Raw genomic sequence first — 18,131 nt, forward strand, 5'->3', positions numbered from 1 at the left:
CGAGCCGCTGTCATCCTTTTGATGTAGAGACCCGGTTCCTCACAATCAATCTATTATTCTTGTAACGCTGTAACGTTTGCAGCGATTTCCTCATATAGCGGGTATACATTAAACGGTTTTGTATGGCTGCTCAGGCTTAAAATTCCGATAAAATCGAGATGATCCCACGTATTTTTGATAGGATGATAGTTCCATACGCCCTTTTCAGGGGAACCGCTATAGGCTTTATGCGGCTGACCCGATGGATAGAAGGAGGATACAGTGCTGACAAGCCCGTCATTTGGCCACCAGCTTTCATCAATGATTGGTCCTTCGGCCGGATTGTCTCGTGTAAATTTGCCAATGAAGCCTGTCGATGCCAATACAATTGGATGAGAAGATACAATAGGGAGATGATGCCCTGTTAACAAGGAAGCTTTAGAGGCCTGACCAGTATATGAGAAATAATAGACATTAGGTTTCGTATCAACCTCCTCATTCAAGATGGCCGCTCCTAGCGTGCTTAAGTCATAGGCGCTGATATCTTCGCTATCCCATACCTTGCTGTTCATGACTCGGGTCATATAGGAGGTGAAGGTCTCGCCTGCTTGTCTGCGAATACCCCAGTGGTCCAATTTGAAATCGTAGAGAAGGTTTTCTTTGCTGATGCCTGTCACGGTAGATAGGTTAAGCACAAGATTCTTGATGAAGTTAATGAGGTTATTTTCATTATCGGCAAAGGTCGAACCGTTATGAGGGGTCGCTATGCTTGTCGCGCTGTGTACCCAGGATTTCCCGCCTTCGAATAATGAAGCGATTGTTCCTTCTGGATGTGTGTCCTGATAGGCTTGTTCTGCTTCACTGCCATCCTCTAGGAGGTCAATGACACCGCGGATTGTCAGGCCTCCCATACTATGCCCGACTAAATGGATAGGATGGTTCTCATCCCATTCAGGGTAGATGCCTGCGTAGGTGCGGCCGTATCTGGCATGGCCGTGCTCCTCTGCGTGAGCTGCTCCGTAATCAATCGTTCCGCCTTTAATATAATAATAAAGCTCTACGGAACGGTCATAATTACTAGCGACAGGGCTGACGGTTGCCTGATAAGCTTCATAGCCCATATTATTCAAGTGGCCGATAACATCCTTTGTTCCTCCCCAATAAGGGTATCCAGCGAATTCACCTTCACCCCAGCCGCCGAGACCATGAACAAAAACAATGGGATAGTTATTCCCCTCGTTATCAGCCGCCTTTCCTTGAGATGGATAAAGCGGTATCATGAGCAGCAGGATTATGACAGCTATCAACAATTTACCTTCCTTCAAATACCTTTCCTCCTCTAAATATCGTTTACAATGTCTGATAATTCTGTCTATTAAACATATTATGGCAACGCTTTCATTTGGACAAGTGATAATTAGGCGGCCTGCTGAAAATGAGAGGAAACTCCTAATCAGGCACATGTCTGCAGTCATAGGGCATAGAAAGTATTTGTTAAACAATCATAAAGCGAAGAGCATGATTCATAATCTATATAATAAGACAATGACAATGGGGAGGACTTCTTTATGGCAGCTAGGTCGGGAAAGCAGTATGTGCAGGCCATTAATCGGTTGAAAGCAAATGTATGGATTGACGGGAACAAGATTTCCGGGAATATATCCGACCATCCTGCGCTGAAAGGGGTCATCAAAAGCACTGCAAAACTGTATGATGTTCAATTGCGTAAAGAAAATCAAGACATTATGACTTTTCGTTCCCCTACTTCAGGTAAACTGGTGGGAACTTCGTTTTTGAAGCCTGAAAGCAAGGAGGATCTTGAAAAGCGGCGTTTATCCACACAGCTTTGGGCAAAGGAAAGCGGTGGGCTTTTAGGACGCTCACCGGATTATATGAATACAGTGATGATGGCTTTTGCTTCTTCGAGTGAGATTTTCTCTCTGCAAGATTCTCGTTTCACACAGAATATGAATACCTTATTCGAACAGGCACGTGAGAAGGATTTATGTTTCACACATACCTTTATCAATCCGCAAGTGAATCGTTCCTCTTATTATATTGAGAATGTCACCGAAACAATCGCTGCCCAAACGGTTGATATAAAAAAGGATGGCATCGTCATTCACGGCGCACGCTTGCTTGCGACTCAAGGGGGAATTACGGATGAAATACTTGTTTATCCTTCAGGCGGAGCGGCAGGTAATTCAGATATGGCCTATGGTTTCTCCATTCCGAGCAATACACCAGGGCTGAAATTTATCAGCCGTGAACCCTATAGCTATCGTGAATCGGTTTTTGACCACCCGTTGAGTTCACGTTTTGATGAGCTAGATATGATTGTTGTCTTTGATCATGTACTCGTACCATGGGAGAGAGTATTCTTTTATCAGAATCCTGAAATTGCCTTAAAAGCTTATCGAGAAAGCAGCTTTCATCTCCTGGCGGTTCACCAGGTAACAAGCAGAAGAATCGTGAAATTGTCATTTATGCTTGGGGTTGCCAAGAAACTGATAAATACAATACAAGTTGGAGAGTATCCGCATATCCATGAAAAAATTAGTGAAATGAAGGTCGGAATCGAGTCCTTAAAAGCATTGGTGATTGCGGGTGAAAGAAACGCATCACTTGATCAATGGGGGGTGATGGTCCCAGAGCAAAACGCAATGGACGCAGCCGTCATGTTATTTCCAAAGCTATATCCCCGTTGCGTAGAAATTATTCAGCTGATTGGCGCTAGCGGGCTCGCATCCTTACCGACCGCAGCTGACTTCTCTTCTGAGATTAAGGATGATTTAGAATTGTATATGCAAGCAGCAACCGTTGGAGCTAAGGAGAGAGTGAAGATCTTCCGGCTTGCTTGGGATTTGACGATGAGTGCATTTGGTTCACGGCAGACACTCTACGAGAGGTTTTTCTTTGGAGATGCCATTCGTCTTGCCTCTGGGCATTATTATAATATAGACAATAGTGCGACAGAGATTGTGGACCAATTCCTGGATGGGTATGAGGAGTAGAATATAATCAAAAGCTGCATCTCATGTTCAATTTTTGTCCGTCACCCTGTTTTTAACCTCTGAGCAATAATCAGGGGTTATTTTTGCTGATGATTTTCTAATCTCTGTCTAATTTCTCTACTGCCCACTTGGAATATAATACCTATCAGAAAAACCTGTTAAGAATAGGAATATAATCATAGAATATCATTATGTGTTTAAACCATGTAATGAAGGAAGTAGATGTATGGAATATACCAATGATACCAGCAAGGACAATGGCATGAAGGGAATAGCGGAAGAGCTGCTGAATGTGACCCAGCAGGCTGCTATTGCTGCCTATCCTCTTATAGGGAAATGTGATAAATTGCGCGCGGATGATGCGGGGACAAAGGCAATGAGGTATCATCTCAATAATGTTGATATGTACGGCAGAATCGTGATAGGCGAGGGAGAAATGGATGAAGCGCCTATGCTTTATATAAATGAAGAGGTCGGTACAGGGAAGGGTATTGCAGTAGATATTGCCGTCGACCCAATTGAGGGGACCAATCTGATGGCTACGGGGAAGGATAATTCATTGGCGGTTTTGGCTGCTGCCAGGAGCGGCTGCTTATTACATGCCCCGGATATGTATATGAGAAAATTAGCTGTTGGACCTGAAGCAAAAGGCAAAATAGACATAAATGCTCCTTTGACAGACAATATGAAGGCAGTCGCAAAGGCTCAAGGCAAGGATATCCGAGAATTGACCATCATGATTCAAGAAAGGGACAGGCATAGGGAATTAATTAACGAGGTTCTTCAAGCCGGTGCTAAGCTTAAATTGTTTTCAGATGTTGATATTACTGGGGCTATCGGAGCTGCGATGGATAATATCGAGATTGATATGCTCGTTGGAACAGGGGGAGCTCCTGAAGGTGTTGTCACAGCGGTTGCGCTTAAATGCCTCGGAGGAGATTTCCAAGGACAGCTTGTCCCGCAAAATAAGATGGAATATAATCGCTGTCGCGGGATGGGAATAGAAGATCCCTATAAGGTGCTTCAAATGAATGACATCGTTCAAGGTGATGATATTCTCTTCTGTGCCACTGGCATAACGGATGGTTTATTCCTTAATGGAGTCAAGCAAAGAAAGAGCGGAAAGATGTACACTCATTCCTTGCTGTTGGTCGGTGCCAATGCAAAGAGATATGAGCTTATTGAAGGCTTCCATAGCTGATTATGAGTCGGACTAAAGAGTCCGGCTTTTTTTTTTTGTTGTCAAAAATCTCCAACCGGATGATAAAATCATATCAAGATAATCCGTATTACGTAGTCTCGCTAAAAAGGAAAGTGGATGAAGGAGGGATTGGAAATGTTTTTATACAAGGTGAATGAGGAGCTGTCTCTTGAATTATTGCAGCAGCATCATAGGTATGAGCTCTATGATTTAATAGATACAAATCGGGACCATCTACGCAAATGGCTGCAATGGGTCGACAAAAGACAATCCCCAGAGGATTTCGAGCCGATTATAAAGGCGTGGCTCCAAAACTATGGGGAGAATAATGGGTTTGATGCAGGAATTCGCTATAAGGGCCAATTGGTTGGGATGGTTGCCCTTCACTATATTGATTGGACGAATCGTACGACAAGCATAGGGTATTTTTTAGCAGAAAGCGCCCAGGGGAGAGGAATCATGACGAAAACCCTCCATGCTTTGCTGGAGTACATATTCTCTGTTTTAGCTCTTCATCGTGTAGAGATTGAGTGTGATCTTTCAAACGATAGAAGCTTGGCTGTTCCAGCACGATTAGGTTTTGTGCAAGAGGGCATCAAGCGGCAGGCGCACTGGCTGTATGATCATTATGAGGACCTGGTTACGTTTAGTTTATTGGCAGATGAGTGGATGCGGTGTTCCTCGTTCCAAACGACTTAAGGGCGTGCATGCACCTCCTAAAGCATACCCGCTTGTGAATTTTTAAGGCTTGGCCAGTACCATTCTTGATGCGAGAAAGGTAAAGGGTATAGAGAAAATGGATGCCACGAGCGGAGCAATCGTGTCGGGCAGCTGAAGCATTTGAACGGAAATGAAAATCGTACCAGTGCTGATGGCGATATTGACCAAGTAGGTGAGCGGGAACTGCAGAAACTTCTTTAAGGTAGGCTTCGTTCGATAGGTAAAGTAGGTATTCATGAAGAAGGAGCCAATAATACTGATGAAAAAACTAATAAAATGAGCTCCTAAATAATTGAATTCAAGAATATTTTTAAAGAGTAAATAAAAGATATAATAATTAATGGTATTCATTATTCCAACAAGATTAAACTTCCAAAATTCCTTGTCCGTAAACATCATGTGTATTACCAGCCTTCTGTATGGTCATTATGGAATAGTATGCACATATGAGAGAGGGCTAAAAACACATAATAAAAAACCGGAATTCAAAAAAGAATTCCGGTTTTACGTCCAAACATTATATTCTTTTAATAAATCCATTCCAATATCCCGATAATAGGGCAACTGGGTTAGATCATACTGATTCGGCTGTCCAATTAAATAGCTGCGAAATTCCTCTGCCTGTTTTCGTTGATCCTCGGTCAAGCTTGGATGATTGTCGAGAACAACATGTCCGAGTTCATGCAGAATTTGTGAATGGACAACTAGTATTTTATCTCTTGGTGTATTCTTCGCGGCATAGTGCAAAGACTGCAAATAATGACTTGCTGCTTCTTCGTAATTTCCTGTTAGATAGGCGAGTTTCCCAGCTGCTTCGTACACATTCATTTTTTCCATATCGGTTTTAGCAAGCTGAATCGCGGATCTGTATGTGTCGAGCGCCTTTTGGAATTCCTGCTTTTTTGTATAATTTTCTGCTAATAATATGGTTGAAGGGAGAATCATCTTTCTGACTCTTCTCGGTGTTTTGTCTGTTATAGAGTTCAGCCCTTTTTCAAAATTGACGATGGCTTCGTCAATATGATTGTTTTCATCTGCCTTAATAGCCTTTTGCAAGTAATCTTCTGACTGATTGGAGGTGTTGAAAAAATTTAGTTTTTGCATATAAATCACCTCTTTCACAAAATCGTATATCAATATAATTATAACATACAAAACGTACAAATGTTGCAAGATTTTGAAAATTATATTTGATTAAAAACCCGTTCTGTCCTTGAACGGGTTTTTGTCTTACTGTTTCTCTTGTTCTTTCGTGACTTTCCCTGGGAACCACCAGTTCCATTTCCCCAGCAGTCTCATCAGGGCGGGTACAAGGACCATTCGGATGAGCGTGGCATCAATGAAGATGGCGAGCGCTACCCCAACTCCTACCTGCTTGACGGGGACGATATCTGTGAAGGCAAAGGCACCAGTGACAGCGATCATGATGGCAGCGGCTGATGTGATAATTCGGCTTGTAGTCGTCAAGCCCTCAAGGGTCGCCTTATCATTATCCCCGGTCTCCAGGTATATCTCACGAATACGGGAAATCAGGAAGACTTCATAGTCCATGCTCAGCCCAAAGACAATTGCAAAGATGAAGATAGGAATCATGAGGGCGATGGGATTGGGATCTACCCCGAGATGTCCCTCTTGGAAAATCCAGACGATCAGACCGAATGCAGCCCCAAGAGATAAAATATTCATCAAAATTGCCTTAAGCGGAATCAGAATGGAGCGGAAGGCGACCATTAGAATCAAGAACGTTGCACACACAATTAAGATTAAGCCTTTAGGTGTTTGTGAACCAATCTCATCGTATATTTCCTGGTTAAATTTCGCCCGTCCGCCTGCTGTGTAGGTCAGCTCCGTATCAATACTGTCCTCTTCTAGGTCTCGGACATATTCCTTTGCTTCTGTCGAATCATAAGGAGCATCAAGCTCAAGCATGATATAGGTTGTATCCTCATTAACCATGGTTTCTAATGCCGGTTCAAGCTGTGTCCGCATTTGTTCAGCTTGCAAGGCTTGGTTTAATCGGTCGGCTGAACCCGTGTCCGTGATGGAGAAAATTGAATCGATATTTGTCACGAGAGGATTTTCTTTTAGTTCCTTTATGAATCCTTCCACCTGTTTCAATGAGCTTGTGGACAGAATGCTATCATCTGCCTGAAGGACAATAGGCATATTGGTATGGTCCTCGGGCTGGAAGTTTTCCTCAAAGGTTTCATAGGCAATCCGTGTTTCACTGTCAGCCGGTAATGATTCAGCATCTGGAATCTCAAGCTCGATATGACGGATTGGTGTCGCGATGAGAAGTAAAATAGCTAAAGCTGCTAAAGCTGTCAATATTGGCTTCTTCATAACATATCCAGCAAATTTTCGCCAAGTAGAGGCATCCTCATCCCGATTCTTTAGAATCATCGCTTTATTGATATTCTCTCCAAGGATGGAGAGAAGTCCTGGCAGAAAGGTTAAAGCGGAAATGACAGAAACCAATACGACGACAATTCCTCCAACAGCTACACTTCTAAAGATATCAATTTGAATGAAAAGCATACCAGTTAAGCCTAAGATTACACAAATCCCGGAAAAGCCAATGGCTCGACCAGCTGTCTTTGTCGTAATCGAGACAGCCTCCTTTACGCTATGATGCTTCAATTCCTCCCTGAAGCGATTAATGTAAAGCAAGGCGAAGTCAATGCTGACGGCAAGTCCAATCATTGGTGCCACATTTAGGACGAAAACCGATAAATTGATGATTTGTCCAAGGAAATAAATAATTCCCATCGCGGTAACAACAGCGACTGCTCCGGTCAATAAAGGAATAAAGGCTGCAATCAATCCCCCGAATGCTAATAGGAGAACAATCATGGCAACTGGGACACCAATCAATTCGGCATTTTTTAAGTCCTTTTGAGAGGCCTTATTCATTTCTTCCTCAATTACATCACCGCCAGTTAACGAAAGCGAAATGGCGTCATTTTTTAACTTTGCATTCAGCGCATCGATGTTGTCCGCAGGCTCTCTCTCTTCCTCAAAGGAAATGGAGGCATAGGCAACGTCCTCTTTAATTTGAGAGGGATTTTCAAGCGGTGATGATACAGATGTGATTCCATCAATGGATTCAAGCTTCTTTAAAGTATCTTGAATGTGCGTCTCAAATTCTTCCTCGCTTAACTTCTCGCTGTTTTCAAATAAAACGATATAAGGTGATGAAGATTGACCGAAATGATCTTCAAGCAGTTGATTTGCTTGATCATAGGAAGAATCCTTCATTTCAAAGCCGCTGCCTTGAAGGATTCCCGGCATTTTCAAAGCAAAGAATCCCATGGTGATGGTGAAGATAATCCAAAATAGTACAAGTCCTTTTCGATATGTATACATAATGTCCTCCCTTCGAGAATTAAACGACTATTGATATATACCCTATTGATAGTAAATATGCTCTCCTATCCCTATTGTCCTGTATTTTCCTTGTTGATTCAATTATGCGACAATTGGTAATTATTAAAATATGTGTACAGAGAATAAAATGAGGGGAATAAGTGAATAGTACAACTTAGTACAGACAACAAAGGAGGAACATTATAAATGAAAAAATTATTATCCATTCTGACTATTTTTTGTATGGCATTCATGGCGGCTGGCTGTAATGATGATAATAGCAGTGGTCAAACGAATGACAATACGGCAAATGAGGAATCATCCAATAACACGAGCAATTCAGATCAGGATACCAATAACGAAACAAATACAAACGCCACTGAAACAAAAAATGATATTCCATTCAATGAATTCAGCTTAGAAGTAAAATATCCAAACAACAAAGAATATGAAGCGGATTATGAATATGAAAACAATACCGTGGATGCATCCATTGAGGATGATTTGAACAACAAACGGGTAACCGGTGATGATGCCGAAAGTCAATTACGTGATATCTTGAAGTCACTGGACATCGATGCTCAAACCTCTGAGGATGATGTAATCTCTAAGGTGATCTCAAGCTTTGATGTAGCAGACGATTATCAAGAAATTGATGTAGACATTACCTTCACAGATGGAACTGAGAAAGAGTATCGTAAAACAAAATAAGAAAGTAAAAAGCGCAGATTTTGATTCTGCGCTTTTTGTATGGAAACAGCGATCAGTTTGCCTATTTCCATCCTCTGAAGTATAGCTTAATTCTTCTCGATATCTCTTGAAAGAGATTTTCCTTCTTCCCATTCTGTTCATTTTTCTTAGCCTTCCATTCATTTAATGCAGCGACCGTAATCAAGATTGCTCCTCCAATAAAGAGATACCACCACCAAGGGAGATTCCCCCAATACGGTCTTGTCTGAAGGAATACATTTAATAGAATCATGCTTATGCCTGTCGAGAAATACAATAGGCGTTTGCCATAAAAGCCGTAGATGGCAGCCGCTAAGGAAAGAGAGCCGACGGTAATAGCTTCTTCAACGCTATTTTCAAGAATCGCGTCATACACAATCAGTGCTGAGGTCAGAACGAGTGCAATCTTATGAAGCTGACTGAGTGTTCCATTGTATCTCCAGACCTTCTTTTCCAAAATCAAAAGAACGAAAATGAGCGGCAATAGATAAGCTTCCATTTCTACATATGAAGGGAGGCCAATATTGCTTATTAGAACATAATATGGTTGAAGCAACGCCATTATTGTAACGGTCATCATGATTCTGCGCCATTTTTGATTTTCGAATCGCTGAATCTGGACATAAAATAGACCAGCAGCCACAAGACCCGGCAGCATCTTTAAGAAAAGGAATGTATCATGTGGCACGGGAAAAGCAACTAGGTAAATAAAAGAACCGACCAAGTACCAATCCAAAATGGGCTCACTCTTTATCCATTTTCCTGAATGCTGAAATGGCTGCTTGAATGTCGAAGTTCCCATAACAGTGAATAGAAGAATCGCTGTCATAGCTCCCGCAAGTTCCAGGTACATGGAGTCTGATAAATAGGTACTCACATATCCTTTCCATATCAGGATAAAGGTGAGCATCGGCCAAAGCAGGATGAAAAACAGCCTTGTTTGATGGATGAAAAATATCAGTAACCCAGAATAAATGAGCACAAAAATGATGGAATAGCCTTCATCCATAAAGAAGGAGGAGGGCAGGCCAAGAGACATGAACAGCACGATGAAATACATGAGGCGTTTCTTAGTAGCTGGATTAGCCAGCAGCCAATAAAAGAAATAGGTCAGGGCTGAAATAAAAGGCACAAGCGCTAGGGTGGATAACGACCAATCCATCTTAAGCCCCCATTCTCCAATCATTAAGGGAACGAAGCTCATAGAAAGGTACAGTGTCAGCTTTTTCATCCATTCCATATGAACCAGCCTGCCGGCGTAATAGAAGAGACCAATCCCAAGGATGTATTCCCAATCAGCACTCATGCCTGTTATCTCAAGTATCATGCAGGCTACGAGGAAGCTAATGAGTGCGGTATAGAGGAAGAATGGAAAGATAGCTATTCTTCTCTTGAGGTAATATTCTGCTGCAGCCAAAAGGACAGGACCTAAGAGACAGAGGAATGAAGCCCAACTGCCGGTATCAAAGAGCCGGATTGCGGCAAAATAGGTGAACAAAAAGGCAAGCCCTGCTCCAATCCATAGGTAACGAACGGAATTGATTTTAGCCAGATGGCTGAATAAAATCATGCCAAAAGCAAAGAGGAAAACAGGCCATAAATTGTCAGGCTCATTGATTGCCGGGACAAAACAGAGAAGAATACCTAAGGCATATAATCCTCCTGATAGATAATCAAACATTAGACGGATCTTCGGCAGCTTTCTATAAGCAGCAAGGGCCGTGAGCCATAGGATGATGGCCAGGTAGAAGGGAATCCATTTCCCATCTACAGTAGAAAATTCGCTGAAAAAGGAATACCAGCCAACCGCTAAAAGGAATGGAACGACCTTCGCTAAGGGAGACTGTCTCTCTATATATAAGAGGATGGATTGAATGATGGTAACCAGCCAAATACCAAAAGGGACAGAATCAACTGCTGCATAGCCTGCCAATAAGAGAAAAATGAGATGCACCGCATTGTAATAGACCATTTTATACTTCTGAAGGTAAGAAAAAGGAGCAAAGAGAACAACACCATACATGATGAGCGTGCTGATTAATAGGAACGGCCAAGTCAAACTCATATGGGTCCAATCAGACAAGGCTAGGCCGAGTGAGAAGCAGCCTAAAAAGAGATAGACAATTCCAAATCCAGCGATTGGAACAAGCTGGATCTTCTTTGTGAGTGCAAGGATGGTTGCATACATAAGGAAATAGGCAATGGACGTCACAAATTCATCCCCGTTCTGTACAAAGAAGGTATCAAGTGAGACATAACTAAACGCAATAAATGTCACTGCTGTGCCAGTGTATCGATACAGAGTGCTCCAATCGGCAGATGAGCGTTCCTGCTGGAAATGGAGAAGTGCGGTAAATACAAATCCTAAGGCAGCCATCAGAAGAACAGCAGCCTCATGAGATAAGTGATTAAAGGTTTGATACACCCCGTAAATCAGCAAAATCGGGAAGATATAGTAATATTCTTTTCGATTCTGATACTGGCTCACCAAAAGGTACAGTACACTCGAAAGAAGAATGCTAAAGCCGTTAATTGTCTTGCTTTCAAAGAGGAAAAGGGTGAAAAGTGAGACGAGTACAAGATTGGCCTGTATGTATAAATGATAGTGGTTGGTGAACAAGGTGTGATTCACCCAGCTTGTTAACCGCTCTCTTCCTATAAGAAGCAGAAAATTAATCAAGGTCATGCAAAGGAAGAACAGGTCTTCTGATATAATGATGAATTTGACCAAGAAACCCACTGTAATGGTAATCCCAGCATAAACAAAAGAAGTGAAAAACAAGGAGAAATGCCTCCGCATGAAATAAAGGTATAAGGCAGTTGTGATGAAGGAAGATAGAAAGCCGAAGAGGTATCTTCCGCCACCGTCAATCGAAAGCCAAGTGCCAAACAGGTGGAAATAGCCTGCGCTGACCCATATAACGGGGAAAAACAATGCAGCTAAAACGAGAAAGCTGAAGGAACTCTTAGTGATTTTGAAAATCTTATCTGTCACAAGGTGAATCCCGTAAAAGAAAAGACAAATAAGTGCAACCCATAAGGTTTTCGCAATAGGCGAATAGGAGCTCCAATTATTTGTTGCGAACATAAGTCCTCCAAACAAGAGCATAATGACCCCCGCAATTAATGACCAAGTAATATTCCTTTCTCTAAGCTCTGCCTTAGATTTAGGTGCTTTTTGTTTGATCGGCTTAACCGCTGCGGCGGATTTTGGCGGATTTTCGATTGGCTGATGAACAGCCGGCCGGTTATTCAGTGCCTGGCTTTTCTCGATTTGGAATTGTTCATGGGCTGTATAGACTTGCTTGAATGCCTTATCTGAAATAAGCCCGGAGCGATAAAGCTTTCTGAGATGTGTTATAAAAATATCCTCGTGTTCCAATGGGCATTCCTCCCTTCCTTTAGGAATATATTCCGGACTGTATTGGTAAACTCCTTTTTTTGTATCAGTCTCGTTACAAAAAGATTAAACGAGTTATTTATTTGTTTAGTTTATTAGTAAATGGCTATAAGAATTGTAACAACTTGGAATAAGGAGAGGAATTGAGTGGACAACAAAGAAGAGAAATTGAAAATGACGCGTGCCGAGGCGGGCAGAAAAGGCGGGCTTGCCACCGCGAAGAAGCATACCCCTGATTTCTACAAAAAGATTGGACAAAAAGGCGGTAAATCAACGGCAGACAAGCATGATAAAGAATTCTATCAAGGAATCGGGCAAAAAGGCGGAAGCTCAACCTCTGAAAAGCATACAAGTGAATTCTATAAAGAAATTGGCCAAAAGGGCGGAAGTGCGACAGCAAAGAAATTCGATAAGGACTTCTACCGAGAGATTGGGAAGAAGGGCGGAGAGACAGCTGCTAAGAACCGGAATGGCCAGGCGAAGGCCGGAAATGGCTAAATGTCCTATAGGGGACTGGTTTTAAGAAGTTTGCCTCAGTATGAGGCGGGCTTCTTTTTTATATACTGATTTTTCCCGTTGCACATTCATGAAAGTTAGGTATAAGATGTAATAGGCATAACGAATGAAAAGGAGTTGATATTATTGAGTAACTACGACTCGGGAGACCCGGACACGAGTAAAACTGGGGAACCCAATGGTGCTTTTTTTGAAAAGTGGGGAAAGATAATAATCAATCCTGTCAAAAGAGTTGGTGCTTCCCTCTAAAAGAGGAGGTTTTTGTTACATGTTGGAATACTACATTACAGACTCAGCAAATACATTGAAAAAAATTGATGACCTGCAAAAGGGCTGCTGGGTGAATATGGTCGCGCCGAGCGAATCAGAGATTAAGCTCATATCAGAACGCTTGAACATTCCGGAAGACTTCATTAAAGACCCGCTCGATGATGAGGAGCGCTCACGTTTGGAGAAGGAAGATAATCATGTATTGATTATCGTTGACTTCCCCTACATTATTTATGATGATTCAGGCTTCCCTGTCTATGAAACCCTCCCGATTGGTTTGATTGTGACAGAAGAATGCTTTATCACCATCTCACTGATTGAGAATCCAATTATCATGGACTTCATTAATAAGAAAATAAAAGGGTTCTTTACGTATAAGAAAACCCGTTTTGCCTTGCAAATTCTCTTTCATATCTCCACCTACTATTTACGATACTTAAAGCAAATCAACCGGAAGACCGATGACATAGAGAAAGAACTCCATCAATCCATGAAGAATGAGGAATTATATGCCTTCCTCTCCTTGGAGAAGAGTTTAGTTTATTTTACAACATCCTTAAAATCCAACAAAATTGTGCTGCAGAAAATGCTGCGCCTCAATCATTTGAAAATGTATGAAGAGGATAAGGATTTGCTGGAGGATGTCATTATTGAAAACACCCAGGCGATTGAAATGGCTGAGACGTATCACTCAATTCTTACCAGTATGATGAATACATTCGCATCGGTTATCTCAAATAACTTAAATATCGTCATGAAATTCCTGACTTCCATCACCATTATCTTGTCTTTCCCGACGATTGTGGCCAGTATATATGGAATGAACGTTGATCTGCCTTATCAAAACAATCCTTATGCCTTTATAGGCGTTATATTTGTTGCACTTTTGTTATCATCTGTCACAACTATCATATTTTGGAAGAAGAAGTACTTTTAAAGATAGCGGTTCGCTATCTTTTTTTTTGGGGCAGACTAAGCTTATTCGCTATTGAAGTAAGAAGAATGGTGGTAGTCCTTAGTTGAAAGGGATATAAGATAGAGCTACACTTAAGGTTTGTGCAGGAAATATTTGTTTAATTAGATGAGGTGAATACATCAGTGGAATTTAGAGAAAGTGCGGCTAAACGGGTTGCTTGGATCAGTATTTGGAGCAATATTATTCTTACGCTTGGAAAGCTGTTCATCGGCTTATGGGCAGCCAGCGATGCTTTATTTGCGGATGGTATTCACTCGGCGGCTGATGTGTTTGCTTCTGTTATTGTCTTATTAGTCATAAGGGTCTCCAATAAGCCTGCAGACCTGGAGCATCCATATGGACATGGAAAAGCGGAGGTTATTGTATCTGGCATTATCGGGATACTGCTCTTCCTTGTGTCTCTTTATATTGTCTATGAAGGCATTGCAGGGTTTTTCCACCCAGTGGAAGCTCCAAGCTTTATTGCGTTTTGGGTTGGACTGTTTTCTTATGTCGCTAAAGAATGCTTGTTCCGCTATTCAATGAGTGTGGGCAAGAGGATGAATAGTAAGGCCATCGAAGCGATTGCCTATGACCATAAAGCGGATATCGTAGCATCACTTGCCGCAGCGATAGGGGTGCTCGTATCCTATCTTGGTGATAAGTTTGGCATTGGGTTCCTTCTATATGGGGATAAAATTGCCAGTATATTCGTCGCTTATCTAATATTCAAGATTGCCAAGGAAATGCTGACGGAGTCCTTTGATATCCTTATTGAGCGCAATGTGAGTCAAGAGCTTATGGACCAATTCAGAGACATTGTGACAGCTTTCCCGGATGTCAGGCGCATTGACAGAATCAGAGCGCGAGAGCACGGACATTATATTATAATGGATATCCGCATCTCCATTGATCAAGATAAGACCATTAAGCAGGGACATGATCTTTCGCGTGATATTAAGCATACATTAATGGAGAAATTTGACCATATAGAGGAAGTATTGATTCATCTTAATCCATACTTTCCTGAATGACAAAAGCCAATTTGTGCCCCGGGGTGCAAGTTGGCTTTTTTATGTCCAATCATCAGAATGTTTTTTGCTATTTTTTCCTTTGGATAATGATATAGTAGAAAATAATAGTGACGGGAAGGAAGAAGGGAAATGATGAAAAGAGGAAAGAACTGTCTGTATGTATTAGCCCTTCTTTTCCTTCTGACTTTAGCTGGATGCCAGTCTTCAGAAGGAGAGAGTAAGGAGAAGGTTGAACTCATCATTAGTGCTGCAGCAAGTCTTCAGAATGTACTCGGTGAAATTAAGACGGTTTATGAGGAAGAGAATGAAGATATCTCGCTCGTTTTTAATTACGGCGGTTCAGGTGCGCTTCAGCATCAAATAGAGAATGGAGCTCCGGCTGATTTGTTTATCTCAGCTGCCATTGAACCCTTTGAACTTCTCCTTCAGAATGGATGGATTGATAAGGAGGCACAAACGAATCTTCTTAGCAATGAGCTGGTGCTCGTGGCGGGTGATCAATCAGAGATGCGAGGAATAGAGAATCTTGAATCTGCCTCTAAGATTGCGATAGGCTCTCCTGATTCCGTTCCAGCAGGACAATATGCTAAGCAGTCACTTGAGGCACTTGGTCTGTGGGAAACAGTTAAAGATAAGCTTGTCCCCACAAAGGATGTCACACAGGTTCTCACCTATGTGGAAACAGGGAATGTTGAGGTTGGCTTTGTTTATGCAACAGATGCGAAAAACTCTAGTCAGGTGAAGGTCATTGATACGGTTCCTGATGAGAGTCATGAGGCCATTATCTATCCGGCCGGTGTTATTTCTTCAAGCAAGGAAAAGGAGAATGCGGAAGAATTATATAGGTATCTCCAATCAGATGAGGCGCAAAAGATATTTGAAAAGTATGGGTTTAAAGGGTTGAAGTAAACAATGCAAATCGATTTTTGGGCACCAATCAAACTATCTATTGAAATAGCAGCCATCTCCGGTCTGCTGGCTGTCTTTTTGGGTATCATGTCGGCTAGAATAATGGTCAAGCGGCAATCAATGAAGGGGAGGATGCTGATTGAAACCTTTTTTCTTCTCCCGATTGTGCTGCCGCCAACCGTAATCGGATTTCTTCTAGTCGTTATCTTTGGGCAGAGGAGCCCAGTTGGAGAGTTGATTTATACTTTATTTAATCAATCCATTATTTTCACATGGAGTGCGGCTGCGATTGCTTCCACAGTTGTCGCATTTCCATTAATGTATCAAAGCGCGAAGGCTGGCTTTGCTGCCGTTGATCAGGAGATAGAGGATGCGGCCAGGGTGGACGGGGGAAGCGAATGGAAGGTTTTTTGGAGGATTTCTATCCCGCTTTCGGCAAAAGCCCTGCTCGCTGGAGCCATTCTTACATTTGCGCGTGCGCTCGGAGAGTTTGGAGCGACGCTTATGTTTGCCGGAAATATACCTGGGAAGACCCAAACAATGCCGATTGCGATATACATGGCATTTGAATCAGGCCAATCAACACTTGCCTGGGCTTGGGTGGGCATGATGATTCTCATGTCTATTGGCATGCTTGTCGTTGTGCAAATTTTTCAAAGGACGCATTCTTAATTGGCGAGAAGATTAAATTTTTTGAAAGCTCAAGATGTGATAATGCGTTATAGGGCTGACTAATGGTAAAATAGGTATTGATAATGAAATAAGGGAGCTGGAATGATGAATTTGGAGCAAAGATTAGATAAATATGCTGAGCTAGCTGTCAAAGTCGGGGTTAATATTCAGAAAGATCAAATATTATACATATCATCCTCAGTAGAGGTCGCACCATTTACCCGCAAGGTAGTTCGCAAAGCCTATGAGGCAGGAGCACGTCATGTTTATGTGGACTGGGCGGATGAAGAAGTGACTCGTGCTAAATTTGAGCTTGCGCCGGAAGATGCCTTCAGTGAAGTGCCTGAATGGCTCGTCGCTCAAAAAGAATATTTAATCGAAAAAGGCGGAGCAATCATATCAATCGTATCGCAAAGCCCAGATGCCTTGAAGGGCATCGAAGCAAAACGTATCGCAAATTATCAAAAGGCTACTGGCACAGCACTTAATAAATTCCGTCAAGCCATGCAGGCAGATAAATTCAGCTGGAGTGTCATCGCAGCTGCCGGCCAAAAATGGGCAAATAAAGTATTCCCAGATGCGGAAAACAGCGTTGAAATGTTATGGGATGCTATTCTAAAAGCAGTGCGCGTTGATTCAGCCGATCCTGTTCAAACATGGATAGAGCATGATCATACACTGCGTGCAAAGGCAGATTACTTAAACGAGAAGAAATATAAAGCCTTACATTATCGTGCGCCAGGAACGGACTTAACTATTCAGCTTTCCGACAAGCATGAATGGTGCGGGGCGGGAAGTATCAATGCCAAAGGTCACTCCTTCATGGCCAATATGCCGACGGAGGAAGTGTTTACAGTCCCATTGAAAGAAGGGGTCAATGGAACGGTGGCCAGCACGAAGCCGCTCAGCTATGGCGGAAATGTTATTGACCGCTTCTCCTTGACATTTGAGAACGGAAAAGCGGTTAGTGCGAAGGCTGAGACAGGAGAGGATGTCCTTCTTAGTCTTCTTGATACAGATGAAGGATCTAGATATCTTGGAGAAGTGGCGTTAGTGCCTCATCGTTCGCCGATATCTGATACGAATGTGTTGTTCTATAATACATTATTTGATGAGAATGCTTCTAACCATTTAGCCATTGGCTCCGGTTATGCCTTCTGCTTGAAAGGTGGAAAGGAAATGTCAGAGCAGGAGCTGATTGATAATGGTGTGAACAATAGCATTACCCATGTAGATTTCATGATTGGCTCTGCGGAGATGGATATTGACGGTGAGCTTGCGGACGGGACACTTGAACCAATCTTCCGCGGCGGAAACTGGGCATTTTAATTAATTTAGGCCTTGGGTCAAGGACCCTTGGCCTTCT

At 42.3% G+C, this 18,131-nt stretch carries 15 protein-coding genes; 10 read left to right on the forward strand and 5 right to left on the reverse strand.

Annotated features, from left to right (window positions below; translation table 11 throughout):
• Positions 1-53: 53 nt before the first annotated feature.
• Positions 54-1,304: an esterase/lipase family protein gene (locus tag ACY8DX_RS04490; RefSeq protein WP_462406269.1), complete on the reverse strand. Its 1,251-nt coding sequence runs from the start codon at positions 1,302-1,304 to the stop codon at positions 54-56.
• Positions 1,305-1,547: 243 nt separating this feature from the next.
• Between ACY8DX_RS04490 and hpaB the strand changes: the two genes are divergently transcribed.
• The 3 genes from hpaB to ACY8DX_RS04505 all read left to right on the forward strand — a co-directional run bounded on the left by hpaB (position 1,548) and on the right by ACY8DX_RS04505 (position 4,893).
• The gene (gene hpaB / locus ACY8DX_RS04495) at positions 1,548-2,993 is read left to right on the forward strand and encodes a 4-hydroxyphenylacetate 3-monooxygenase, oxygenase component (RefSeq protein ID WP_462406270.1); all 1,446 of its coding nucleotides are present in this window, start codon (positions 1,548-1,550) and stop codon (positions 2,991-2,993) included.
• A 226-nt stretch (positions 2,994-3,219) separates the two neighbouring features.
• Positions 3,220-4,194: a class II fructose-bisphosphatase gene (gene glpX / locus ACY8DX_RS04500; RefSeq protein WP_082197175.1), complete on the forward strand. Its 975-nt coding sequence runs from the start codon at positions 3,220-3,222 to the stop codon at positions 4,192-4,194.
• Positions 4,195-4,329: 135 nt separating this feature from the next.
• A complete protein-coding gene (locus ACY8DX_RS04505) occupies positions 4,330-4,893 on the forward strand; it encodes a GNAT family N-acetyltransferase (protein ID WP_049671949.1) in 564 nt (187 codons plus the stop codon).
• Positions 4,894-4,935: 42 nt separating this feature from the next.
• Here ACY8DX_RS04505 and ACY8DX_RS04510 read toward each other — a convergent pair whose 3' ends face one another.
• The 3 genes from ACY8DX_RS04510 to ACY8DX_RS04520 all read right to left on the reverse strand — a co-directional run bounded on the left by ACY8DX_RS04510 (position 4,936) and on the right by ACY8DX_RS04520 (position 8,280).
• Positions 4,936-5,265: a GtrA family protein gene (locus ACY8DX_RS04510; RefSeq protein WP_462406271.1), complete on the reverse strand. Its 330-nt coding sequence runs from the start codon at positions 5,263-5,265 to the stop codon at positions 4,936-4,938.
• 153 nt (positions 5,266-5,418) lie between these two features.
• Complete coding sequence (locus ACY8DX_RS04515) at positions 5,419-6,018, reverse strand: tetratricopeptide repeat protein (RefSeq protein WP_049671947.1); 600 nt, start codon at positions 6,016-6,018, stop codon at positions 5,419-5,421.
• Positions 6,019-6,144: 126 nt separating this feature from the next.
• A complete protein-coding gene (locus ACY8DX_RS04520) occupies positions 6,145-8,280 on the reverse strand; it encodes an MMPL family transporter (protein WP_049671946.1) in 2,136 nt (711 codons plus the stop codon).
• 207 nt (positions 8,281-8,487) lie between these two features.
• On the opposite strand from ACY8DX_RS04520, the gene ACY8DX_RS04525 reads away from it, so the two are divergent.
• A complete protein-coding gene (locus ACY8DX_RS04525; protein ID WP_049671945.1) occupies positions 8,488-8,991 on the forward strand; it encodes a YusW family protein in 504 nt (167 codons plus the stop codon).
• Between the two features lie 61 nt (positions 8,992-9,052).
• On the opposite strand, the gene ACY8DX_RS04530 is transcribed toward ACY8DX_RS04525, so the two are convergent.
• The gene (locus tag ACY8DX_RS04530) at positions 9,053-12,391 is read right to left on the reverse strand and encodes a hypothetical protein (protein ID WP_049671944.1); all 3,339 of its coding nucleotides are present in this window, start codon (positions 12,389-12,391) and stop codon (positions 9,053-9,055) included.
• 165 nt (positions 12,392-12,556) lie between these two features.
• Between ACY8DX_RS04530 and ACY8DX_RS04535 the strand changes: the two genes are divergently transcribed.
• The 6 genes from ACY8DX_RS04535 to ACY8DX_RS04560 all read left to right on the forward strand — a co-directional run bounded on the left by ACY8DX_RS04535 (position 12,557) and on the right by ACY8DX_RS04560 (position 18,094).
• Positions 12,557-12,907 (forward strand): KGG domain-containing protein, encoded by a 351-nt coding sequence (locus ACY8DX_RS04535; protein WP_439802479.1) that lies wholly within the window; start codon positions 12,557-12,559, stop codon positions 12,905-12,907.
• Between the two features lie 286 nt (positions 12,908-13,193).
• Positions 13,194-14,132 (forward strand): magnesium transporter CorA family protein, encoded by a 939-nt coding sequence (locus ACY8DX_RS04540; RefSeq protein WP_049671943.1) that lies wholly within the window; start codon positions 13,194-13,196, stop codon positions 14,130-14,132.
• Positions 14,133-14,293: 161 nt separating this feature from the next.
• Positions 14,294-15,184 (forward strand): cation diffusion facilitator family transporter, encoded by an 891-nt coding sequence (locus tag ACY8DX_RS04545; RefSeq protein WP_049671942.1) that lies wholly within the window; start codon positions 14,294-14,296, stop codon positions 15,182-15,184.
• 129 nt (positions 15,185-15,313) lie between these two features.
• Positions 15,314-16,093 carry a molybdate ABC transporter substrate-binding protein gene (gene modA / locus ACY8DX_RS04550; protein WP_049671941.1) on the forward strand — a complete coding sequence of 260 codons (780 nt, stop codon included), beginning with the start codon at positions 15,314-15,316 and terminating at the stop codon, positions 16,091-16,093.
• A gap of 3 nt (positions 16,094-16,096) precedes the next feature.
• The gene (modB, locus tag ACY8DX_RS04555; RefSeq protein ID WP_049671940.1) at positions 16,097-16,765 is read left to right on the forward strand and encodes a molybdate ABC transporter permease subunit; all 669 of its coding nucleotides are present in this window, start codon (positions 16,097-16,099) and stop codon (positions 16,763-16,765) included.
• Positions 16,766-16,867: 102 nt separating this feature from the next.
• Positions 16,868-18,094, forward strand: a complete 1,227-nt coding sequence (locus ACY8DX_RS04560) for an aminopeptidase (RefSeq protein WP_049671939.1) — start codon at positions 16,868-16,870, stop codon at positions 18,092-18,094.
• Positions 18,095-18,131: the final 37 nt, after the last annotated feature.

It is taken from the genome of Gracilibacillus sp. Marseille-QA3620 (genome assembly GCF_054950035.1).